This is a genomic window from Jatrophihabitans fulvus (assembly GCF_054781375.1).
Genome location: NZ_BAAGUN010000003.1, coordinates 121,596 through 142,994 on the forward strand (window position 1 = coordinate 121,596; position 21,399 = coordinate 142,994).

The following is a 21,399-nucleotide window of genomic DNA, read 5'->3' on the forward strand; positions in this document are numbered from 1 at the left end:
CCGTCAAGGGCATGTAACGGCTCGACGCCGCAGGCCCCGGGCCGACGCCGTCGAGCTCAGTCCCGACGGCGCATCTCGTCGTCCGGCAGCCCGGCCAGGAACTCGAGCGTCAGGTCGGCCGTCCGCTCCCGGAACTCGAACTGGGGCACGTGACCGCAGTCCTCGAGGATGACCGAACCCGACTCGGGCAGGGCCTCGGACACGAAGCGCGCGAAACCGGCGGGCACGAGCACGTCCTTCTCGCCCCAGATGAACAGTGCCGGCGGACGCAGCGCCGGCAGCCGGTCCCAGAATCCCTGCTCGCCGAACGGCTCGTCGAGGTAGATGTGCCGCAGCGCCGAGAAGATCGACAACCGGTTCGCGCGGATCGAGACCACGCGGATGAACTCGTCCAGGGCCGCGTCGAGCCACGCCTCGGGAATGCGCGAGGGGTGCGCGAACAGGTTGCGCAACCCGCGCATCGCCATGCGCCGCGGGACGCGGACCGGCAGCGACGCGATCTCGTCGGGCACGATGCGGACGAACGGCACGAGCTGCCGCAGCTTGCGGAACGCCACCGCCGGGCACAGCAGCACGAGACCGCGCACCAGGTCGGGGGCGATCATCGCGGCCTCGAGCGACGTGCGTCCGCCCAGGCTGTTGCCGACGAGGACGGCCGGGCGGCCGGCGCACGTCTCGCGCAGGAACTCGGTCAGCCACTCGCCGAGGTAGGGGGCGCCGTGCGCGCCGCTGCGGGCCTCGGTGCCGCCGTGACCGGGCAGGTCCGGCGCGAGCACGTGGTACTCCTTCGACAGCGCCGGGATCAGCGGCAGCATTGACGCGTTCGTCGCCGACAGGCCGTGCACGAGCACGATCGGCGGCGCGTCGACCGGGCCGGACTCGAGGTAGAAGGTGTCGATGCCGGCGGCGCGCGCCGAGCGGGTGAACGTGCGGCTGTCGTCGTCCGCGTCGCCCGGGAACAGGCCGTCGAGCTGCAGCGCGAGGGCGAGGTTGCCGCGGACGGTCAGGTCACCGTCGAGGAAGGCCTGCACGCCGCTGCGGCGTCCGGCCACGACCTCGTCGAGCACGGGGAGCGACGCTCGCACCGTCGTCGTGGGGTGCGGTGGGCCGCCGCGCCGTGCCGTCGGACGGCCCCGGTCGATCTCGACCGTCCACGTCGCCAGGCCGCCCGCAGTGAACACGATGGCCGCCTGCACGTCGGCCAGCAGCGGGTGGAAACCGCCCCGCAGGCGCTGCTCGAGCAGCGGTAGCAGGTCGTTCTCGGTCACACGCCGCCTTCCGCTCTCGCCCGTCGCCTCGTGCCCGAGTCTGCCACGGGCGCAGGCGCTATCCGGCGGACGTGACGCGTGCCGCTGACCCGTCCCCGACCTCCGAGGACTCCTCCACCTCGAGCAGCGACACCTCGTGCAGCGACTCCTCGTAGGCCCGGTGGCCACCGCGGATGCCGAACAGCCGCTTCGACAGCAGCAGGTACAGCACCGCGGCGACGTTGATCAGCAGCACCACGATCTTGAGCCAGGAGACCTTCTCGACGATCTCGTAGACCTCGAGCGGGATGAACAGCGTGGTGCCGACGACGGCGACGTACTCGCCCCAGCGTTTGAGCGACCACAGGCCGATGCCCTCGGCGATCTGCAGCAGGCCGTAGAGCACGATGCCGGTCGCGATGAGGGTGAGGGTGGACGACTTGGCGTGCAGCACCTTCTCGATCGACTCGACGGTCGCGGAGTCCTTGACCTGGAAGTGGATCTGCCGGAAGAACGGGTCCAGCGCCTTGAGGTCCTTCTCGAACAGCTGCTGCAGGCTGACCTGCGTGCTCTTGAGCTCGTAGACCGCGACGCCGAGCAGCAGCAGGATCACCCCGCGCGCCCAGCGTTCGATCGCCAGAGCGCGCAGGACGAACGCGCTGCGCAGCGCCTTGCCGCGCAACAGGACCGGCGCGTCCTCGGCGGGGCCGGTGCCGTGCGGTCCGCCGAGCACGTACGTGCCGCAGCGCAGGCAGCGCCAGGCGTCCCCGAGCGGTGTGCTCGCCTCGAGCTTCTCGCGGAAGCGTTGCTCGTCCGGCGCGTAGGTCACGTGCCCGCGGCGGGAGCAGGTACGCAGGTTCCAGTCCATGAGTTCGCAGGGTGCCAGCTGTGCCCTGTGGGCGCGACGGCAGAAGTCCCGTCCGAGTCGTGCCGGCTGTCGATTCCGCCCGGTCCCGTCCGTCGGGACAATGACGGCCCGGACGGACGGGTCGCGGAGCGAAGGAGAACCACGATGGCCCAGTACCTGCTGCTGATCTTCGGACACGAGGCCCACTACGAGGCGATGACCGACGAACGCAACGCCGAGATCATGGCCGGCCACGAAGCGTTCGGACGCAAGTACGCCGACGCGATCCGCGGCGGCAACGCCCTGCAGTCACCGGCGACGGCGACGACGGTGCGGACCGAGGACGGTCTGGTGACCGACGGTCCGTGGACCGAGTCGAAGGAGGCGCTCGGCGGTTACTACCTGGTCGAGGCCGACGACCTGGACGCCGCGATCGCGATGGCCCGCGACATCCCGACGGTCGGAGGCGGCATCGAGATCCGTCCGATCATGGTGTTCAGCTGAACCCGACCGCGGCGGCGGCCGCCGTCGCCGACGCGCACCGGTGCGAGTGGGGCTTCGTGCTCGCCGCGACGGTGCGCGTCACCCGCGACCTCGATCTGGCCGAGGAATGCGTGCAGGACGCGTACGCGAGTGCGCTCACGACCTGGGCGCAGCGGGGCGTGCCCGCCCGTCCGGGCGCCTGGCTGACCACGGCGGCACGCAACCGCGCGCTCGACGTCCTGCGCCGGGCGTCGACGTTCCAACGGCTCGCGCCGATGCTGGTGGTCGAGCAGGTGACGCCGGAACCCGACGACGGCATCCCGGACGACCGGCTGCGGCTGATCATGACGTGCTGCCACCCGGCGCTGGCCGCCGAGGCGCGCATCGCCCTCACCCTGCGCCTGCTCTGCGGACTCACGACAGCGGAGGTCGCGCGCGCGTTCCTGGTCGCCGAGCCGACGATGGCCGCGCGCATCACCCGGGCGAAGAAGAAGATCGCTGCGGCCGGCATCGCGTACCGCGTGCCGGCCGCGGACGAGTTGCCGGAGCGGTTGGCGGCCGTGCTCGCGGTCGTGCATCTCATCTTCACGACCGGCCACACGGCTCCGGTCGGCGACCGGTTGCGACGTGGCGAACTCGTCGAGCGCGCGCTGGACCTCGCCCGCCTGCTGCGCCGGTTGCTGCCGCACGACGCGGACGTCGCGGGGTTGCTGGCACTCGTGGTGCTGACCGACGCCCGCCGCGAGACGCGCACGGACGCCGCGGGGCAGCTCGTGCTGCTGCCCGACCAGGACCGCTCGCGCTGGGACCGTGACGGCATCGCCGAGGGCGTCGCCCTGGTGCGGGAGGCGCTGCGCCGACGCCCGCCCGGGCGGTACGCGCTCGAGGCGGCGATCGCCGCGGTCCACGCCGAGTCGCCGACGTGGGACGCGACCGACTGGCACGAGATCGCCGGGCTCTACGACCTGCTCCGCGACCTCTACCCGTCCCCGGTGGTGTCGCTGAACCGCGCCGTCGCGATCGGTTTCGCGCTCGGTCCCGAGGCGGGGTTGCGCGAGCTCGAACCACTCGGCGCCGAGCCCCTGCTGTCCACGTATCCCTACCTCGCCGCCGCGCGGGCCGACCTGCTGCGCCGGCTCGGCCGGTCGGACGACGCCCGGCTGGCCTACGACGAGGCGATCGCGTTGACGGCCAACGAGGTCGAGCGTGCGTTCCTCGTCACCCGCCGGTCACTCACGAGTGCCGATCATTCGCCGATGGTGGGGGAGTAGCCGATCGGCGAAGCCGTTGGACGGGGGGCGAGGTTCCGCGATGTGTCTGACCGTGTTCTCCGAGTTCGACCGCACCGCCGACCTCCCCGACGCCGTCGCCGGGTTCCTGGACCGTCGCGCCGACCGGGTGGTCGACCGGGCGTCGACGCACCGGGTCGCAACGCTGGCCTCGTCGCTCGCGTCCCGGCTGCCCCGACGGGCGATCGGCCTGCTCGAGGTGGTGCTCACCTTCCACGACGGTCACGCCGAGGTGCAGGTCGTGCACGCCGGTCGGATCGAGCGCGACGTCGCCGCCACCACGCCTGCCGAGGGCTCGCCACGCCGATGCGAACCGGGTCGCCCGGAGGGCGGGAGGGGACCTTGGTCCTGATCATGGCGCAAATTGCTTGCTCAACTTGTTTCCCGTCCGGACGGTGTGGTGAGGTCGTCTCACCTCGATCTCACACATGCAGGAGTCGCGTGTGGATCGGGCGTCGAGGCCGGTGGTGGACCACACCTGACGGCCCGACGGCGGACGCCCCCTCCGCGACGACCCACCCGGAGCACCCCCGATGACGCCCGCTCCCGTCGACCCCGTGCCCGCCTCGGCGCACGGCCACGCACACGCTCCTTCCTGCCAGAAAGGCACCATCGACGTGCTCGGTAACTCCCTGTTCGGCCGCTCCGCGGACCTTCCCGACCGTGACCTCGCCCCCGTCGCCCGACTCGACGGATCCGTGATCGCGCGGGACGTCGCGTGCGGCACTTGGGACCACCGCGACGACGCGACCTGGCAGGACAGCGTCTGGCCGCAGCTCGAACGCACGCCCGTGCTGGTCGCCGTGGCGTCGCGGCCGCCGATGGCATCGGGCGCGGCGTCCGGCTGCCTGTGCCCGGCGTGCCTGGCACCGGCGGCGGAGGCGAAGGTCGACCGCTCCGCCTGAGCGCGCTCACTCCTCGGGCAGGGCGCCGGTCCGGTTGACCGTGTCGGCCACGTCGAACAGCTTGCGGTGCAGCGCCTGGCTGCGTTCGCGCAGCATGCCGAAGGCGGCGGCCTCGTCCACCCGGTGCACGGTCCTGAGGATGCCGACCGCCATGCTGATGTGGCGCGCCGTCTCGAGCGCGCGCCGCAGGTTCGTGGCCTTGCTCGCGTGCGTGCCGTTCATGAGCACGACGGTCGTGTGAGAGGCGAACAGTTCCGCCGCGCCTCCCGCGCCGACCGTGAAGGCGTCAGGCCGGTCGCCGGCCAGGCCGAGGACGGCGCCTGCCGGCCCGCCCTGCAGCGGCACGGACACCATGGCCCGCACCGGTGTCTCCGCCGCGACACGGCGGGCCAGCTCGTTCCACCGCCGGGCGGTGCGGACGTCGGGCAGGACCATCGTCTCGCTGCGCGACGCGGCGGACGGTGACGGGCCCTGGCGCAGCGCGGCCTGCAGCGCGACGAGTTCCTGCGCGACGCCGCCCGAACTCGCGAGGGTGCGGGCGGCGGAGTCGGACGACCACGACGAGACATCCGCCCAGCGGCACCCGGGCACGGTCTCGACGGCGAGGGAGGCGACGCGCTCCAGCGTCGCCGGCATCCCCTGGTCGGGCAGTTGCGCGTTCAGCGCGACGAACCGTCGCGCGAGGTCGGCAGCAGCGGCGGCGTCCAACGACACAGATCACTCCCGGGCCCGACCGACGGTCGGAGGACGGGGGGCTGCCGGTTGAACCCTCACGGACCCGCACGCGGCTGGGATACGTGCGGTGTCAACGAGTCTGCACCCCCGTGCAACCCGCCGGGGCCGCGGGTCGATACCTCGACCGTGAGGGTTTGGCGGCGGGGGTGTCGGGGTACCGGCAGAGCAGGTGCAGTCACGCGCCCGGTCCGACGAAGGATGACCATGCGCCTGCCTCCAGCCCGAGGCCCGCTGTCGCAGCAGTTGTTCACCGCCCTCGCCACGCAGACACCCGCACGGGTGCCGCACCACGTCGATGCGCCTGCCGACCCGCTGGCCGACGACGACGTGCAGATCGCGCTCTGGGCATGTTTCGAGCTGCACTACCGCGGGTTCGACGACGTGCCCGACCGATGGGAGTGGGAGCCCTCGGTGATCGGGCTGCGGCGTGAGCTCGAGGACGTCGTGCTCGACGCGCTGCGCCGTGACGTGGCGGTTCCCGAGGACGGTCGCCGGCTCGCCGACCGGTTGCAGCGCATCGTCGCGGCCGACGACAGCCCGTCCGTCGCCCGTTTCGTGCAGCGCGAGGCCGAGCTGCACCAGGTGCTCGAGTTCGCGCGTCACCGCTCGATCTACCAGCTCAAGGAGGCCGACCCCCACACGTGGGCCGTGCCCCGGCTCGCCGGGCGGGCGAAAGCGGCGCTCATGGAGATCCAGATCGACGAGTACGGCGGGGGCGATCTCGCGCAGATGCACTCGCAGCTGTACCGCGACCTGCTACGCGAGTTGGGTCTCGACGACACCTACGGCGCATACGTCGACGACGTCCCGGGCATCACGCTCGCGGTCGGCAACGTCATGTCGCTGTTCGGGCTGCGCCGCGACCTGCGGGGGGCCCTCGTGGGCCACCTGGCCGCGTACGAGATGACCTCGTCCGCACCGTGCCGCCGGTATGCGCAGGGGCTGCGCAGGCTCGGGCAGAACGACCGGGCGTGCGCCTTCTACGACGCGCACGTGACCGCGGACGCGCTGCACGAGCAGGTGGCGGCGTACGACCTGTGCGAGGGCCTCGCCGACGACGAGCCCGAGCTGAGCGACGACATCGCGTTCGGTGCCGCGGCGTGTCTCCACGTCGACGGCCGCTTTGCGCGCGAGGTGCTCGCGGCCTGGGCCGACGGCCGCACCTCGCTGCGTCCTCGGACGGCTGCGGTGGCGGCGTGACCGGCGCACGCATCACCGCCTACCCGGACGGGCCGCTGGTCGTGCGCGGTGACTTCGTCGTCGACGGGGTGGACGGGGAGCAACTCGCGACCGGTCGGACGGTGGCCCTGTGCCGGTGCGGACGCTCGGCCACCAAGCCGCTGTGCGACGGCAGCCACAAGATCCGCCGTCGCCGCGAGACCGGTTCGGTGCCGTCGTGACCACGTGCGTGTTCGGACCGCTCACGCTCGCCTACGACGAGCGGGTGCTCGAGCCCCGCCCGTGGACGTTGCTGCAGAGCGAGTGGGCCGCCGAGCTCGCCGGCGGGGCGGGTGCCGGCCCGCTGCTGGAACTGTGCGCGGGAGCAGGGCACATCGGGCTGGCGGCCGCGGTGCTCAGCGGGCGCGAACTCGTCCAGGTCGAGGTCTCGCCCGTCGCGGCGCGGTTCGCGCGCACCAACGCGTCGGCGGCCGGGATGGCCGAGCGGGTGCGGGTGCGCGAGGCCTCGTTGTTCGACGCCCTGCATCCGGACGAGCGCTTCCCGCTCGTGATCGCCGACCCGCCCTACCTTCCGTCACGCGAGGTGGCGCAGTGGCCCGCGGACCCGGTGCTGGCGATCGACGGCGGTCCGGACGGGCTCGACGTCGTGCGCACCTGCCTGCGGGTGGCGGCCGACCACACCGCCCCGGGTGCGCCGTTGCTGCTGCAGGTGGCGGGCGACCGGCAGGTCGAGGCGCTCGCGGGCCTGCGGTCGCCGTTCTCGCTCGTCGACGTCCGCCGCCACGACCCCGAGCGGGCCGTCGTGCTCATGACGCGGGGGCCAACCGGGTAGGACCTGCCCGTGCCCGACCACCGACTCGAACCTCGTCCGGACACGGTGTGCGACGTGCTCGTGTGCCGTCCGCCCGTCGTCACCCTGCAGCCCGGCGACCGTGCGACGGTGCGCACGCTCGACTGTGCCGGCGGGTTGCCGGACGGTTCGCAGTTGCTGCCCGACCCGCGTGGGCACTGCCTCGCCGGGCCGATCGCGGTGGCGGGCGCGCGGCCGGGGCAGGTCCTCGCCGTGACGTTCGAGAAACTCGTCCCGGACCGTCGCGGCTTCACCCGGACGGGCGGGCGTGACACCGAGCCGCACCGCCGCCTCGGCACCGCGGCCGTCGACCCGGTGACGGTGCACTGGGACATCGACGAGCGCGAGGCCGTGAGCTCTCACGGGATCCGGGTGCCCGTGCGGCCGTTCCTCGGCGTCGTCGGCATGCCGCCGGACGCCGACGGCGAGCACTCGACCGTCCCGCCGCGTGCCCGCGGCGGAGGCAACATCGACTGCCGGGAACTGGTCGCGGGTTCGACGCTGTACCTGCCCGTCACCGTTCCCGACGCGTGTCTGTTCGTCGGCGACGGGCACGCCGCCCAGGGCGACGGCGAGATCGCCGGCACGGCGATCGAGACCGGCATGACGACGACCCTCACGGTCGACCTGCTCGACGCGGCCCCCGTCGACGGGGTGCACGCCGAGACGCCGGCGGGAGCGGTCACCTTCGGCTTCGACGCCGACCTGAACGTCGCCACCGGGGACGCGCTCGCCGCCATGCTCGATTGGCTCGAGCACCTGAGCGGGTTGTCCCGGGCGACGGCGTTGGCGCTGGCGTCGAGCTGCGTCGACGTGCGGGTCACGCAGGTCGCCAACGGCACGTGGGGTGTGCACGCGGTACTGCCGACCGCGCAGCGCGACCAATTTGCGCGGATGCGCTCAGATCACTAGATCGCCGTCAACGACGACGAGCCGCCCGCCCGCCACGACGACCTCGCGACGCGGCACCCGCACGAGCGCGTCCGGCACGTTCTCGGCGTCGACGAGCACGATGTCGGCGCGCGCGCCGGCGACGATGTCGTGGGTCGTCCGTCCGACGAAGGCCGCGCCGCGCGACGTGGCGAGCTCGACGGCGAAAGCGAGGTCGTCGTCGTGGCGCAGGCCGTGCAGCTGCGCGAACGTGCGCGCCACGCCCAGCAGGTCGCCGTCGCCGTAGGGCGACCAGAGGTCGCGGATGCCGTCGGTGCCGAGGCCGATGCCGACGCCGTTGTCCCGCATCGTCCGCCACGGCAGGGGGGCGGTGCGGACGGGAGCGACCGTGGCCCAGCTGATGCCGGCGTCCGCGAGTTCGGCGACGAGTGCGTTCTGACGGGCGGCCGGGACCTCCCCGAGCGCGAAGCCGTGCGAGACGGTGACCCGGCCCCCTCGACCGTGGCGCCGGGTGCGCTCGACGATCAGCTCGATCTGGAACGCGCCCAGCTCGCCGCCGTCGTGCAGGTGCAGGTCGAGACCGACGTCGTGCCGCTCGGCGATCGCGAACAGTGCGTCGAGCTGGCCGACCGGATCGCGGTCGATACCGGCGGGGTCGAGACCGCCGATGTGGGTCACGCCCCGCGCCGCCGCCTGCTCGAGCAGGTCGATCACGCCCGGACGGCGCAGCACGCCGTCCTGCGGGAAGGCGACGATGTCGACCTGCACCGCGCCGCCGAGGCCCTCGACCGCGGCGCGCACGTGGTCGATGCCCCGCAGCCCGACGCCCAGGTCGACGTCGACGTGGCTGCGCACCGCGGTGGTGCCGTGGCGCAGGAACTCGCGCAGCACGGCCGTCGTCGTCCGCTCGCTCGGGATGCCCAGCTCGTCGCGGTGCGCGCGTTCGTGCGCGATGCGGCCCTGCGTCGTCTGCTCGCCGCCGTACGACACCCACGGACGGCCCCACCAGCTCTTGTCGACGTGGGCGTGCGCGTTGACGAACCCGGGCAGGGCGAGGCGGCCGCGGCCGTCGACACGGTTGCCGTCGACCGGACCGCCGGTCGGCACCACGCTGCGGATGGTGTCGCCGTCGACGTGGATGTCGACGGCGCTGCCGTCGCCGAGCCGGACGTTCGCGACGGTGAGAGCGGTCATGGCGCGATGGTAGCGTTTGGTATGCCAAAGGTGTCGGACACGGTCGACGAGACAGCGGCCGCCATTCGCGGACGGATCGTGTCCGGCGTCTGGGCGCCGGGCGACCGCCTGGTCGAGCGGACGTTGGCCGCCGAGCTCGACGTCTCGCGTGTGCCCGTGCGGGAGGCGCTGCGTCAGCTCGTCGCCGAGGGGTTCGCCTCCGTGCGCACGACGGGCGGGGTGAGCGTCCGCAGGTACTCCGACGCCGAGGTCGCGGAGCTGGTCGAGGCCAACCGCGAGCTCGAGAGGCTGATCGTCATGCGGCTCGCGCGCTCGCGCGACGCGGCCCGGCTCGCCGTGCTCGAGGCGGCGATCGCGGTCACCGAGCGAGCGCTCGCGCGGGGCCGACCCGGCGCCGCCGTGGCGGCCAACGCCGCCTTCCACGAGGCGCTCGTCCGGGCGGGCGAGGGGTACATCGCCGCGGAACTCGCCGCCACCCTCGGCCCCCGCATCGCGTGGCTGATGCGGCAGCACGCCGAACCGGCGCCGATCCACGCCGAGCACCGCGCGCTGGTCGAGGCGATCGCCGCGGGCGACGCCCGCCGCGCCGGACGGCTGGCGCGGGCGCATGCCGCCACCACGCTCGCCGCCCAGGACGCGCAATGAGGCGCCTGGTGGCCGCGGCCGCTGTCGTGATCGCCTGTGCCGCCTGTACGACGTCCGAACCGGAGCCCGAGATGACGACACCGTCCCGCCCGACACCGTCCCGCCCGACGCCGACGTCCAGTGCGCCGTCGGCCTCATCGGTGTCGCCGTCCACGTCGACCTCGACTTCACGCCCGGTCACGCCCGAGCAGCGCCGCAAGGCGAACGCGCACCTGCTCGCCGCTGCTGAATCGGGCGACGTCCGGGCCGCCCGCACGGCTTTGCGCGCAGGCGCGCAAACCGAGACACGCAACGACCTGCAACAGACGCCGCTGCTCGTCGCGGCGACGTTCGACCGCGTGGCGGTGGCGCGCGTTCTCGTGGCCGCCGGTGCCGACCCGGATGCGCTCGACTACCGCCACGACACCCCGTGGCTGGTCACCGGTGTCACCGGCAGCGTCCGCATGCTCGAGACGTTGCTGCCCGCGAACCCCGACCTGACGATTCGCAACCGGTTCGGTGGGCTGTCGCCCATTCCCGCCGCCGAGCGCGGCCACGTCGAGTACATCCGCCGGGTGGTGCGTACGGACGTCGACCTCGACCACGTCAACGACTCCGGCTGGACCGCGCTGCTCGAAGCGGTGATCCTCGGCGACGGTGGCCCGCGGCACCAGCAGGTCGTCCGCATCCTCGTCGACGCCGGGGTCGACACCTCGATCGCCGACAGCCAGGGCATCACCGCGCTGCAGCACGCGCGCGACCGCGGTTACACCGAGATCAGCCGCATCCTCGGTGGTTGAGTCACCCGCACCCGACCGGTTCGACCAGTTCGGGCCAGAACTCCACGTCGGACGCGTCTCTGCCGAGATATGCGCGCGGACGGGACGACGAGAGCCACAACCGCACGCCGTCCAACGACCAGCCGGTGTCACGGGCGTCGGACGGTAGCGGCATCCCGGTCCGGAACGGCTCGCGGAAGTACTGACGCGTGCCGTCGAAGGGTGCACGCACGAACCTGCGTTTCCCCACCTCGACCGTGTCGTCACCGAGGCACTTGTCGTCGTCGTCATCGACGACCCACGAGATGACTCTGCGGGTGTCGACGCGACGTCCGTCGCGGTCGGTCCAGACGTTGACGTGCGAGGCGTCCGAGATCATCGCGGGCCACTCGGACAGGTCGCAGGAAGCCCACGACTCCGGCCACCAGCCCCGGCCGCTGCTGTCCCGTCCGGTGCCGTCGACGGCGGGGCCGTACCGGGCGACGAGGGCCTGGACGACCTTGCCGCCGTACACCGAGGTGAAGAGGGCACGGTCGCCGTCCCGCCGTTCGAGCCGCAGCAACGAGGTCGACACCGACCCGGTGAAGCCGGAATCGGCGAAGGCGCGTTCGGGCGTGTCGCCGACCGAGCCCTCGCGGAACGGTGCCGTGTTGACGCCCGAGCCCGGCGCGACCCGACCGGTGCACTGCACGACGGTGCCGGCGGCACCCGTCCACGGTTTTTGAGCCGATGCGGGCTTCGCGACGAAGAGCGGACCGTCGAACGGGACACGGGTGGATCGTCCGGACTCGGCGGGCGGCCCGTCCGAGCCGCACGCCGTCGCGGCCGTGCCCGCGAGCAGACAGGACAGCGCGAGCACGACCGTCCGCCTGCCCCTCCGCATGCGGGAAGCGTGACGGCACCGCGAAGTCGAGTCCAGCACGAGACGACAACGACCCGTGCGCGGGCAGCACGAGGCTGCTCGCGTACGGGTCGTTCGTCGTATGGGTCGGTGGGGTGGTCTAGGTGACCAGGGGTGGTTCGGGTGGGCGGTCGTAGGTCTTGCCGGTGGGGCTGGTCCAGTGGACGGTGCCGTCGCGTTGGCGTTGGACGTGCCAGCGGGCGTCGTGTTTGAGGTGGTGGTGTCGGCTGCACAGCGGGATGAGGTTGCGTGGGGCGGTGGGTCCGGCGGGCCAGGGACGGACGTGGTCCAGTTCGCAGCTGGCGGCGTTGCGGTTGCAGGTGGGGAATCTGCAGGTGCGGTCTCGTAGTTCGACGAACCTTGCCATGGGGCGCGGCGGTCGGTAGGTCGTGGAGGTGACGTCGACCAGTCGGCCGCACTCGTCGGTCACCAACCGGCGCCACGAGCCGGTGGGGTCGAGGGCGATCGCGCGGGCGACCGCGGCGGGGATCGGGCCGTGGCCCTCCAGCTCGCCGGGGGCGTCGGACAGCTCGAGCAGGGTGGCGAGCGAGACGGTGACGTTCACCTTCGGGCACAGCCCGCCGATCTCGCCGCGAACGAGGGCGCACAGCGCGTCGGCCCGCCGCTGGTCGAGGGTGCGCAGCTCGACCCCACAGGCCCCGAACTCGGCGGGGGAGGCGTCGGCACAGTCGGGGCATTCGAGGCGGTGGGCGGCGCGGTCCTGCTCGCCGAGAGTCTTCGCGTGCTGGGTGACGAGGGATTCGATGGCGGTGAGCTGCTCGATGGGCAGCAACGCCCACAGCTCACCGGTGGCGTCGTTCTGCGGGGTGAACGCGACGCGGCGGTCGGCCTCGCCGCGTTCGCGGCGCTGCTCGTCCTCGACCGGAGCGATTCTCGCGACGGCGCGGGCAACAGCCCGCTTGAACTGGGGAACGGTCTGCTGCTCCACGCCCGGCAGCACCGCGGCCTCGACAGCGGCGGCCTGTTCGTCGGACAGGTGCCCGGTCAGCTCGATCAACCGGTCGGTGTAGGTGCAGTTCAACCGCCCGGCATGCATCGCGGCCAGCGTCTCGGGAAAGCGCAGCACCACCGTCTCGGCGTAGTGCAGCTTGCGCGCCGCGGTGGACGAGGCGACCCCGAGAGCGAGCGCGACGTCCTCGACGATGAACTCCTTGTCCAGCGCCGGCACCCCGTTGCGGTACGGGTCGGGATCCATGATCAACGAAGCGAGGTGCTCGACGTCGATAGCGTCGAGCTGGGCGCGCAGCGTGCGGTGCTGTTCGAGCACGTCCAACACCTCGGGTACCACCGAGGGACGCAGCTCGATCACCGTCACGTATTCGATTTTATTCGATTCGCGTTCCGAACGCCAGGGCTTGATTTGCGTGATAGTGCGCAAAAATCTCGAAGGTCACCGGTCCAGGGCAATGGTCGGGGTCGGGCGGACGTCGGTCGGCAGCGACGCGCAGTCGAGGTCGTCGACCTGGCCCGTCACCCGGCCGGCCGGGTTCACACGGGAGGTCGCACGGGCGCACCGGACGTCGGACACCTCGGTCCATCCGCCACCGCGGACGGAGAGGGCTCGAAACGTCAGCACGACGGTCTGCCCGTCCGCCCGCACGTCGACCTGTCCGACGCCCGGTCGCACCCGGCCGCCGCCGCGCAGGGCGGTCAGTGCGGCGGGAGTCACCGGGCCTCGTTGCAACGCACCGCGGACGGCCTCGACGAAGTCGCTGACGGCCGTGTCCAGGTCGGCCCGGGCGCCACGCTCGTTGTCGTCGGCCAGACGTCCGAGCCGCCACAGGTCGACCGCGAACACGGCCACCACGCCGACGATCACCACCGCGACGAGGACGAGCGCGCGACGCACGACCCGCCGCGCTCTCGGACGCCGCCCCGACGACTCCACGTGCCGACTCTCGCCCGACGGGCGGACGGGTGGGGCCGTCGCAGCCCGGTCGTGACCGAACCGCGGCCGCGTCGCAACCGGCCGGATCGCGGATTACCGTGGGTTGGCGTGACCGCCGTCCACCCGGCCCAGCCCTCACGGGCCGCGCGACTGGACGCCGCGCTGACGCGTGACGGCGCCACCTGCGTCTGGTGCGGACGTGCGTTCGGCGATCTCGTCCGACCGACCACCGAGCATCTCGTGCCGCGGGTGAAGGGTGGTCCGTCGTGGGCCGAGAACGAGGTCGCCGCCTGCCGCCGCTGCAACGGCGAGCGCGGGCACGTCCCCCTTGCGCACTGGGTCGAGGAGTGCCGGCGCCGTGGGTGGGACCCCGACGTCGCGAGGATCGTCGGACGCCTGCGTGCGCTCGAGGACGCGATCGCGCGCCGGGGCGGCCAGCGGCGGGCCCGTCCGTACCTCGCCGGCCAGCTGAGGCGGCTCGCCCGCGCGGCCTGAGCGGCCCTAGGCTCCGCCCATGCGCATCGCCCGCCGTGCCGCCGTCCTCGCGATGGCAGCGACCGTCGCCGCGACGATCGGCATGCCCGCGGACGCCACCGCGCCGCGGCTCCCGGTGACGGCGTTCCAGCTCGGGGGAGATTCGCCGTCCCTCATCGACCGGAGCGCGAAGGCGATCGCGATCGTCGGTGTCGACGGCGTGGTCGTCGCCGGCGACGGCGCGAGCGTCGGCCGTCCGGACGCCGGTGCCGAGCGGCAGCGGGTGCGTGCGCACCGGCGGCACCTGCGTGCCGAGCTGCTCGTCAGCAACTTCAGCGACGCGGTCGGGGACTTCTCGGAGCCTGTCGCCCACCGTCTGCTGTCGAGTGCCCGGCACCGGGCCACCGTGATCCGGTCGCTCGTGTACGACGTCACCCACCGTGGGTGGGACGGCATCGGCGTCGACCTCGAGGCCCTGACGCGCCGCGACACGGCGGGTCTGACCGCCTTCGTCCGCGCCCTCGCCGCGGCACTGCCGCGACGGGCGAGCCTGTCGATCGCGATCTCGAACTCGACCACCCGCGCCGGCTACCGGGCGAGCGGCTACGACCTGCCGGCGCTCTCGCGCGTCGTCGACCGGGTGACGCTCATGGCGTACGACCAGCACGGTCCGTGGGAGGACACGCCCGGCCCGATCGGCGGTCTCGGATGGCAGTGGGCGGGCATCGCCGCCGCGGTCAAGGACGTGCCGCGCCGCAAGCTCGAACTCGGTGTCGCCGGGTACGGCTATGCGTGGCGCCCCCACGCGAACGTCCAGTTGTCGGTCGCGCGCGCCCGCGCGCTCGCGGGCCACCGCGCGCGGTTCGACACCCGGCGCGGCGAGTGGACCGCGCGTCTGGCGGACGGCTCCACGCTGTGGTGGTCCGACCGGCGGTCGTGGAACCTGCGGGTCGACCTCGCCCGGCGTCATCACCTGTACGGCCTGGCGCTGTGGGTGCTCGGGCAGTCCGACCCGCTGCGCTGACCGACGCGGAATTGAGCGACCCGGCCCCGCACGTTGCGTCCGGCAGCAAGAATGTGCGAGGAGCATTGGTCGCCGGTGTGAGGACGTAGAGCGTGCTGGGTCTCGAAATGGTGGTCCTGCTGGGCGTCGCCCTGCTGGTGGGCGGTCTGCTCGCGAAGCGGTTCCCGATCGCGCCCGCGCTGGTGCTGCTGGCGATCGGTGCCGCCGCCGGGCTCGTGCCCGAGTTCCGCAAGGCCGAGCTGCCGCCCGAGGTCGTCCTGCTGCTGTTCCTGCCGGCGCTGCTGTACTGGGAGAGCCTGACGACCTCGCTGCGGGAGATCCGCAACAACCTGCGCGCGGTGGTCCTCGCCAGCACCGCCCTCGTCGTCGCGACGGCGGGCGCGGTCGCCGCCGTCGCCCACGCCCTCGGTCTGCCGTGGGGACCGGCCTGGGTTCTCGGTGCCGCCGTCGCGCCCACCGACGCGACGGCGGTCGGCGTGCTGGCCCGGGCGCTGCCGCGGCGCACGGTGACGGTGCTGCGCGCGGAGAGCCTCATCAACGACGGCACCGCGCTCGTCGTCTACGGTCTCGCGGTCGGCGTCACTGTCGGCACCGAGACCCTCGACACCCTGCACGTGTCGTGGTTGTTCGTCGTCTCCTACGGCGGCGGCGCCCTCGCGGGCGCGATCGTCGCGTGGCTCAGCTGGCAGCTGCGCAAGCGCCTCGAGGACCCGGTGCTCGAGAACATCGCGATCCTCGTGACGCCGTTCTCGGCGTTCCTGCTCGCCGAGTCCGTCCACGCGTCGGGGGTGCTGGCAGTGGTGCTGTGCGGGCTCATGATGAGTCAGCTCGCCCCCCGCATCACCGGTGCCGCCGCCCGCCAGCAGATGAGCGGGTTCTGGGTGCTCGCCACCACGGTGCTCAGCAGCGCGCTGTTCGTGCTCGTCGGGCTCGAGGCCGTCACGGCGGCGCACAACCTGACGAGTTCCTCGACGGGGGAGGCGTTCGCCTACATCTTCGCGGTCACCGGCGTCGTGATCGGCGTCCGCTGGGCCTGGCTGTACACGACGCCCTACATCGTGCGCGCGCTCGACCGACGCCCGCAGCAGCGCCTGCGCCGGGTCGGCGCGCGCCAGCGCACCGTCAACGCGATCGCCGGGTTCCGGGGCGCCGTGTCGCTCGCCGCCGCGCTCGCCATTCCGCGCGAACTCGACAACGGTCAGCCGTTCCCCGGCCGCGACCTGATCATCGTCACCACGTCCGGTGTCATCGTGCTGACGCTGCTGCAGGCCCTCGTGCTGCCGGCGGTCGTCCGTTTCGCGCGACTGCCCGAGGACGGCTCGGTCGCCGAGGAGCTCAGACTGGCGCGGACGCAGACGTCCGACGCCGCCTACGAGGCGCTGGACGATCTCGCCGCCGAGCTCGGCAGCGCGGAGCGGGTGGTCGAGCGGGTGCGGCACGAGATGGACAAGCGGCGCAAGCTGCTCGCGGCCGACGGCGCGTCCGACGACCCGATCGTGCAGCACGACGACCAGTACACGGCGCTGCAGCTGGCCGTCCTGGCGCACAAGCGGGCCACGCTCATCCAGCTGCGGGACGAGCAGCAGATCGACGACATCGTGCTGCGTCAGGTGCAGGCCGCGCTCGACATCGAGGAGGTCCGGCTCTCCCGCTCTGCCGTCATCGAGTAGTCCCTCCGGCGCCGCGTCCGCCGCCCGGACCGTGCCGCGAGCAGGATGCCGACGACGACGACCACCGCGCCGACGGCCTCGACGGCGTCGACGGTCTCGCCCAGCATCGCCCAGGACGCGACCAGACCCACCGCCGGCACGGCCATCGAGAACGGCGCCACGACCCCGGCCGGGTTGCGGGCCATGAGGGTCGTCCAGATGCCCGACCCGACGATGGTCGCGACGAGCACGATGTACAGCAACCCGAGCACGGCGGGGATCGCCGCCGGGTGCGCGAGTCCGGTGATCGACCGGGAGATCTCGTGCGGTCCCTCGACCGCGAACGACAGCGCCAGCATCGGCAGCGGCGGGACGATCGACATCCACAGCGTCAGGCGCAGCGGGCTGTCGCTGCGCGCCTGCCGGTTGGCCAGGTTCCCCAGCGCCCAGCCGAACCCGCCCGCGATGGTCAGGAGCACGGGAACGAGGGCTGCCGACCCGCCGGTCGAGCGGTGGACGGCGATGACGCCCAGGCCGCACAGGGCCACCGCGATGCCGAGTGCCTGCCGGCCCGACACCCGCTCGCGCAGCAGCAGGGCGCCGAGAACCACCGTGAACGGGGCCGAGCTCTGCAGCACCAGCGAAGCCAGGCCGCTCGGCATGCCGTTCGCCATGCCGAGGTAGAGGAACGCGAACTGCAGCACTCCGAATCCGGTGCCGTACCCGAGCAGCCAGCACCACTGCACGGCCGGCCGGGGGACGAACAGCACCGTGGGCACGGCGATGAGGGCGAAGCGGACGGCCACCAGCAGGAACGGCGGGAATTGCTCGAGCGCGTAGTGCGTGGCGGGGAAGTTCACGCCCCAGGTCGCGGCGACGAGCAGGGCCAGCAGGCGGTCGCGGGTGGTCACGCCCTCGATGGTCCGCCCGGCCGGCTCTTCAGGACCAGCGAATACTTCTGCATCGACGTTGTAGCGTTGCTACATGGACTTTCGGCAGCTCGAGGTCGTGCGCGAGGTCGTCGGCACCGGCAGCGTCACCGCCGCGGCGCAGGTGCTGCACTGCACCCCGTCCGCCGTGTCGCAACAGTTGCGGGCCGCCGAACGGTCCGCGGGCACCGCGCTCGTCGAGAAGGACGGTCGCGGGTTGCGACCGACTCCGGCCGGACGGGCGCTGGCCGCCGCCGCGGGCGACGTCGCCGTCGCGGTCGAGCGGGCCCGCTCCGTGTGCGACGAGTACGTCAGCAGGCCGACCGGGACGGTCCGGGTGTCGGCCTTCCAGAGCGCGGGGGAGTTGTTCTTCCCGCCGGTGCTCGCGCGCATCGCGGCCGAGCACGAGGGCATCACCGTCGAGTGCGCCGAGTACGACGTCGCCCAGGACGAGTTCCCGGCCGTCACCGCCCACGCCGACATCGTGATCGGGCACCGCCCGCGGCGCAGCGCGCCGTGGCAGGTCGAGGGCGTCGGCGTGACGACGCTGCTGCACGAACCGCTCGACGTCGCGCTCCCGGTGGGACACCCGCTCGCCGCGCGCGACGAACTGACGCCCGCCGACCTCGCGGACGAGCGCTGGATCACGGTGCAGGACGGCTTCCCGATCGTGAACGTGCTGCGCGAACTCGAGGGCCGGGCCGGACGGCCCTTCGACGTGCGGCACCGCATCAACGACTTCCACGTCACCGAGGCGATGGTGGCCGCGGGTCACGGTCTCGCGCTCGTGCCCCGCTACGCCGCGGACGACCGGGACGGGTCGCGATTCGTGCTGCGACCGGTGCGCGGACTGCGCGCCGGACGCACCGTCGAGGCGCTGTACCGGCACGACCGCGCGCAACGGCGCATCGTCCGGACGGTGCTGCGGGTGCTGCGGGCGGAGGCGGCCGCCGTCACCCGGTGACCGGCGGACGATGTCAGCGGAAGGCGTCGAGCCCGGTCAGCTTCTGGCCCAGCACCAGCGTGTGCACCTCGTGGGTGCCCTCGTAGGTGTAGACGGTCTCGAGGTTCACGGCGTGGCGCAGCACGGGGTACTCGGTGGTGATGCCGCTGCCGCCGAGGATCGAGCGGGCCTCGCGACAGACGTCGAGCGCACCGCGCACGTTGGCGAACTTGCCAAAGCTGATGTGGTGGGGGCGCACCCGTCCGGCGTCCTTCAGCTCGCCGATGCGGCGGGCGGTCAACTGCATCTGCTGCACCGACACCGCGAGGTCGGCGAACTTCTTCTGCGTGAGCTGGAAGCCGGCGATCGGCTTGCCGAACTGGGTGCGCTCGCCGGCGTAGTCGAGCGCCGAGGCCAGCGCGTCGCGCGCCGCGCCGGTGACGCCCCAGACGATGCCGTAGCGCGCCTCGGTGAGGCAGCCGAGCGGACCGCGCAGCCCCTCGACGTCGAGTCGGTTGGACTCCGGGACCCGCACGTCGTCGAACGCCAGCTCCGACGTCACCGACGCGCGGAGCGAGATCTTGTGGTGCACGTTCTGGCTGGTGAAGCCCGGCATGCCCTTCTCGACGAGGAAGCCGCGGACGCCCTCCTCGGTGCGCGCCCACACCACGGCGACGTCGGCGAGCGAGCCGTTCGTGATCCACATCTTCGAGCCGTTGAGGATCCAGTCGTCGCCGTCGCGCTTGGCGTTCGTGCGCATCGAGCCGGGGTCGGAGCCGGCGTCGGGCTCGGTGAGGCCGAAGCAGCCGATGAGCTCGCCCTTGGCCATGCCGGGCAGCCAGCGCTGCTTCTGCTCCTCGCTGCCGTAGGCGTGGATCGCGTACATCGCCAGTGACCCCTGCACCGACACCAGCGAGCGCAACCCGCTGTCGATCGCCTCGATCTCGGCGCATGCGATGCCGTACTGCGAGGCCTTGGCGCCGGCGCACCCGTAACCCTCCAGATGCATGCCGAGGACGCCGAGCGCGCCGAACTCCTGTGCGAGCTCGCGCGCGGGCAGGGTGCCGTCCTCGAACCACTGCCGGATGTTCGGCCGCAACCGGTCGTCGGCGAACTTGCGGACGGTGTCGCGCAGCAGGCGGTCGTCCCCGTCGAGGTCGTCGTCGAGATCGAGCAGGTCCAGCCGGTCAAGAGCGTCGGTCATGCGATGGACGCTACCCGCGCGGCGGCCGGACGGCTTCAGCCGAAGCGTCCGCCCATGGCCCGGACGATCGCGCCGGGCGCCGCGGCGAGCCTCGACCCGGACGGCCGCGCGCCGAACTCGACGGTGATGGCGATGCCCAGCCTGCGCGCGCTGACGGTGCGGGTGAGCGAGCCGTGGCACTCGCTCCAGCACACGAACCGCTTCACGGGCAGGGCGAGGTTGCGGGCGAGCCGGTTGTGGAACGCGGGGTCGCGGGCGCCGCCGTCGCCGGAGTCGACGCCGTACAGCGGCTGGTGCAGCGAGACGATGCGGTACGGCCGCACCGTGGTCACGAACCGCCACACCGCGCGCGACTCGGGCTCGGACAGCGGCCGCGGGCCGGAGTAGTTGTAGCCGGTCAGCCGCGCCCACCGGTAGGAGAAGTTGCGGTTGAGATCGACGCCGCGCGCGTTCTGCCGCACGCCGCGGGCCCGCCCGTCCGGATTCATGCTGGGGACGACCCAGAGGTTGAGCCCGCGGATCGGACGGCCGTGCACCAGCGCCTTGGCGACGCGGACTCCCGCCCACTCGTCGCCGTGCATCTGGCCGAGCACCAGCGTCGGACGCAGTCGCGGGTTGCCGAGGTGGTACGCGACGATGGGTCGCCCCTGGACGCTGTGGCCGATGACGCGGCTGCCGATCAGCGCGGGATCGGCGGGCGTGGCCGAGGCGGACGGCACGGCCACCGCGGACGTCACGGTCAGCAGGGCGATCGCGAGAACGCGGGAGAGGGCTCGCATGGTGGCCGGAGCGTACCTGCGATGCCCTAATCTCGGGGCCGTGCCGAGTCCACTGCCGTTCGACCCGATCGAACGCGCCGGGGAACTGTGGCAGAAGCAGTGGCCCGGGGAGGACCCCGGCGTCTATGCCTCGATGCGCGCCGTCACCTCGATCATGCGCGCCCACCAGATCCTCGTCGCCGAACTGGACGCGCTGCTGCGCCCGCACGGCATCACCTTCAGCCGCTACGAGGCGTTGGTGCTGCTGGTGCACTCGAGCGCGGGCGCCCTGCCGCTGTCGAAGATCGGCGAGCGGCTGCAGGTGCACGCCACGTCGGTGACCAACGTGATCGACCGGCTCGAGGCCGCGGGCCTGGTGCGACGCGAGCCCAACCCGCGCGACGGCCGCGGCACGCTGGCGGTCGTCACCGACGAGGGCCGCGACGTCGCTCGCCGGGCCACTGCCACGTTCAACGCGTCGCGGTTCGCGCTCGGCAGCATGCCGGACGACGAGCTGGAGTCACTGTTCACCGTGCTGCGGCGGGTGCGTGTCGCGGCCGGCGACTTCGCCGACTGACGCGGTCG

At 72.8% G+C, this 21,399-nt stretch carries 25 protein-coding genes; 15 read left to right on the forward strand and 10 right to left on the reverse strand.

From position 1 onward, the window contains the following. Window positions 1-56: 56 nt before the first annotated feature. Complete coding sequence (locus ACYVP9_RS12520; RefSeq protein WP_460605201.1) at window positions 57-1,268, reverse strand: alpha/beta fold hydrolase; 1,212 nt, start codon at window positions 1,266-1,268, stop codon at window positions 57-59. 58 nt (window positions 1,269-1,326) lie between these two features. Then, on the reverse strand, window positions 1,327-2,115 hold the full coding sequence (locus ACYVP9_RS12525) for a DUF2127 domain-containing protein (RefSeq protein ID WP_460605202.1): 789 nt from the start codon (window positions 2,113-2,115) through the stop codon (window positions 1,327-1,329). 144 nt (window positions 2,116-2,259) lie between these two features. On the opposite strand from ACYVP9_RS12525, the gene ACYVP9_RS12530 reads away from it, so the two are divergent. From ACYVP9_RS12530 to ACYVP9_RS12545, 4 genes are all read left to right on the forward strand, one after another. Then, a complete protein-coding gene (locus ACYVP9_RS12530) occupies window positions 2,260-2,598 on the forward strand; it encodes a YciI family protein (protein WP_460605203.1) in 339 nt (112 codons plus the stop codon). Next, on the forward strand, window positions 2,595-3,848 hold the full coding sequence (locus ACYVP9_RS12535; RefSeq protein WP_460605527.1) for an RNA polymerase sigma factor: 1,254 nt from the start codon (window positions 2,595-2,597) through the stop codon (window positions 3,846-3,848). Before ACYVP9_RS12530 ends, ACYVP9_RS12535 begins: the two co-directional genes overlap by 4 nt. Window positions 3,849-3,888: 40 nt before the next feature. Beyond that, window positions 3,889-4,218, forward strand: coding sequence for a hypothetical protein (locus ACYVP9_RS12540; protein WP_460605204.1), 330 nt, complete (start codon window positions 3,889-3,891; stop codon window positions 4,216-4,218). Between the two features lie 265 nt (window positions 4,219-4,483). Next, window positions 4,484-4,771 (forward strand): hypothetical protein, encoded by a 288-nt coding sequence (locus tag ACYVP9_RS12545; RefSeq protein ID WP_460605205.1) that lies wholly within the window; start codon window positions 4,484-4,486, stop codon window positions 4,769-4,771. Window positions 4,772-4,777: 6 nt separating this feature from the next. Here the strand turns inward: ACYVP9_RS12545 and ACYVP9_RS12550 are convergent, their stop codons facing one another. After that, window positions 4,778-5,485: a GAF and ANTAR domain-containing protein gene (locus ACYVP9_RS12550; RefSeq protein WP_460605206.1), complete on the reverse strand. Its 708-nt coding sequence runs from the start codon at window positions 5,483-5,485 to the stop codon at window positions 4,778-4,780. Between the two features lie 225 nt (window positions 5,486-5,710). Here ACYVP9_RS12550 and ACYVP9_RS12555 point away from each other — a divergent pair, with 225 nt between their 5' ends. From ACYVP9_RS12555 to ACYVP9_RS12570, 4 genes are read left to right on the forward strand one after another with little or no spacing between them, the layout of a single operon-like run. Further along, a complete protein-coding gene (locus ACYVP9_RS12555; protein WP_460605207.1) occupies window positions 5,711-6,706 on the forward strand; it encodes an iron-containing redox enzyme family protein in 996 nt (331 codons plus the stop codon). Further along, on the forward strand, window positions 6,703-6,906 hold the full coding sequence (locus tag ACYVP9_RS12560; RefSeq protein WP_460605208.1) for a CDGSH iron-sulfur domain-containing protein: 204 nt from the start codon (window positions 6,703-6,705) through the stop codon (window positions 6,904-6,906). Before ACYVP9_RS12555 ends, ACYVP9_RS12560 begins: the two co-directional genes overlap by 4 nt. Then, window positions 6,903-7,517 (forward strand): class I SAM-dependent methyltransferase, encoded by a 615-nt coding sequence (locus ACYVP9_RS12565; protein WP_460605209.1) that lies wholly within the window; start codon window positions 6,903-6,905, stop codon window positions 7,515-7,517. The genes ACYVP9_RS12560 and ACYVP9_RS12565 overlap by 4 nt, the downstream gene beginning before the upstream one ends. A gap of 9 nt (window positions 7,518-7,526) precedes the next feature. Beyond that, complete coding sequence (locus ACYVP9_RS12570) at window positions 7,527-8,447, forward strand: acetamidase/formamidase family protein (RefSeq protein WP_460605210.1); 921 nt, start codon at window positions 7,527-7,529, stop codon at window positions 8,445-8,447. Here ACYVP9_RS12570 and ACYVP9_RS12575 read toward each other — a convergent pair. Next, window positions 8,436-9,620, reverse strand: a complete 1,185-nt coding sequence (locus tag ACYVP9_RS12575; RefSeq protein WP_460605211.1) for an amidohydrolase family protein — start codon at window positions 9,618-9,620, stop codon at window positions 8,436-8,438. The two genes, ACYVP9_RS12570 and ACYVP9_RS12575, sit on opposite strands and share 12 nt — an antisense overlap. A gap of 30 nt (window positions 9,621-9,650) precedes the next feature. Between ACYVP9_RS12575 and ACYVP9_RS12580 the strand changes: the two genes are divergently transcribed. Further along, complete coding sequence (locus ACYVP9_RS12580; RefSeq protein ID WP_460605212.1) at window positions 9,651-10,265, forward strand: GntR family transcriptional regulator; 615 nt, start codon at window positions 9,651-9,653, stop codon at window positions 10,263-10,265. Further along, a complete protein-coding gene (locus tag ACYVP9_RS12585) occupies window positions 10,262-11,044 on the forward strand; it encodes an ankyrin repeat domain-containing protein (protein ID WP_460605213.1) in 783 nt (260 codons plus the stop codon). The genes ACYVP9_RS12580 and ACYVP9_RS12585 overlap by 4 nt, the downstream gene beginning before the upstream one ends. 1 nt (window position 11,045) lies before the next feature. Here the strand turns inward: ACYVP9_RS12585 and ACYVP9_RS12590 are convergent, their stop codons facing one another. From ACYVP9_RS12590 to ACYVP9_RS12600, 3 genes are all read right to left on the reverse strand, one after another. Further along, window positions 11,046-11,906: a hypothetical protein gene (locus tag ACYVP9_RS12590; RefSeq protein ID WP_460605214.1), complete on the reverse strand. Its 861-nt coding sequence runs from the start codon at window positions 11,904-11,906 to the stop codon at window positions 11,046-11,048. A gap of 118 nt (window positions 11,907-12,024) precedes the next feature. Continuing rightward, window positions 12,025-13,260: an HNH endonuclease signature motif containing protein gene (locus ACYVP9_RS12595; protein WP_460605215.1), complete on the reverse strand. Its 1,236-nt coding sequence runs from the start codon at window positions 13,258-13,260 to the stop codon at window positions 12,025-12,027. 75 nt (window positions 13,261-13,335) lie between these two features. After that, complete coding sequence (locus ACYVP9_RS12600) at window positions 13,336-13,833, reverse strand: hypothetical protein (protein ID WP_460605216.1); 498 nt, start codon at window positions 13,831-13,833, stop codon at window positions 13,336-13,338. Between the two features lie 108 nt (window positions 13,834-13,941). Between ACYVP9_RS12600 and ACYVP9_RS12605 the strand changes: the two genes are divergently transcribed. From ACYVP9_RS12605 to ACYVP9_RS12615, 3 genes are all read left to right on the forward strand, one after another. Next, entirely contained in the window at window positions 13,942-14,328 is a 387-nt protein-coding gene (locus ACYVP9_RS12605) for an HNH endonuclease (RefSeq protein ID WP_460605217.1), read from the forward strand. Between the two features lie 19 nt (window positions 14,329-14,347). Continuing rightward, window positions 14,348-15,331, forward strand: a complete 984-nt coding sequence (locus ACYVP9_RS12610) for a glycoside hydrolase family 18 protein (protein WP_460605218.1) — start codon at window positions 14,348-14,350, stop codon at window positions 15,329-15,331. A gap of 92 nt (window positions 15,332-15,423) precedes the next feature. Continuing rightward, window positions 15,424-17,001, forward strand: a complete 1,578-nt coding sequence (locus tag ACYVP9_RS12615) for a cation:proton antiporter family protein (RefSeq protein ID WP_460605219.1) — start codon at window positions 15,424-15,426, stop codon at window positions 16,999-17,001. On the opposite strand, the gene ACYVP9_RS12620 is transcribed toward ACYVP9_RS12615, so the two are convergent. Beyond that, window positions 16,938-17,891: an EamA family transporter gene (locus tag ACYVP9_RS12620; RefSeq protein WP_460605220.1), complete on the reverse strand. Its 954-nt coding sequence runs from the start codon at window positions 17,889-17,891 to the stop codon at window positions 16,938-16,940. The genes ACYVP9_RS12615 and ACYVP9_RS12620 overlap by 64 nt on opposite strands. 73 nt (window positions 17,892-17,964) lie before the next feature. Here ACYVP9_RS12620 and ACYVP9_RS12625 point away from each other — a divergent pair, with 73 nt between their 5' ends. Further along, window positions 17,965-18,873, forward strand: a complete 909-nt coding sequence (locus ACYVP9_RS12625) for a LysR family transcriptional regulator (protein WP_460605221.1) — start codon at window positions 17,965-17,967, stop codon at window positions 18,871-18,873. A 13-nt stretch (window positions 18,874-18,886) separates the two neighbouring features. Here the strand turns inward: ACYVP9_RS12625 and ACYVP9_RS12630 are convergent, their stop codons facing one another. Then, window positions 18,887-20,056, reverse strand: a complete 1,170-nt coding sequence (locus ACYVP9_RS12630) for an acyl-CoA dehydrogenase family protein (protein ID WP_460605222.1) — start codon at window positions 20,054-20,056, stop codon at window positions 18,887-18,889. A gap of 35 nt (window positions 20,057-20,091) precedes the next feature. After that, window positions 20,092-20,835, reverse strand: coding sequence for a M14 family metallopeptidase (locus tag ACYVP9_RS12635; RefSeq protein WP_460605223.1), 744 nt, complete (start codon window positions 20,833-20,835; stop codon window positions 20,092-20,094). A gap of 40 nt (window positions 20,836-20,875) precedes the next feature. Here ACYVP9_RS12635 and ACYVP9_RS12640 point away from each other — a divergent pair, with 40 nt between their 5' ends. Next, window positions 20,876-21,391 (forward strand): MarR family winged helix-turn-helix transcriptional regulator, encoded by a 516-nt coding sequence (locus tag ACYVP9_RS12640; protein WP_460605224.1) that lies wholly within the window; start codon window positions 20,876-20,878, stop codon window positions 21,389-21,391. The last annotated feature ends 8 nt before the right edge of the window (window positions 21,392-21,399 follow it).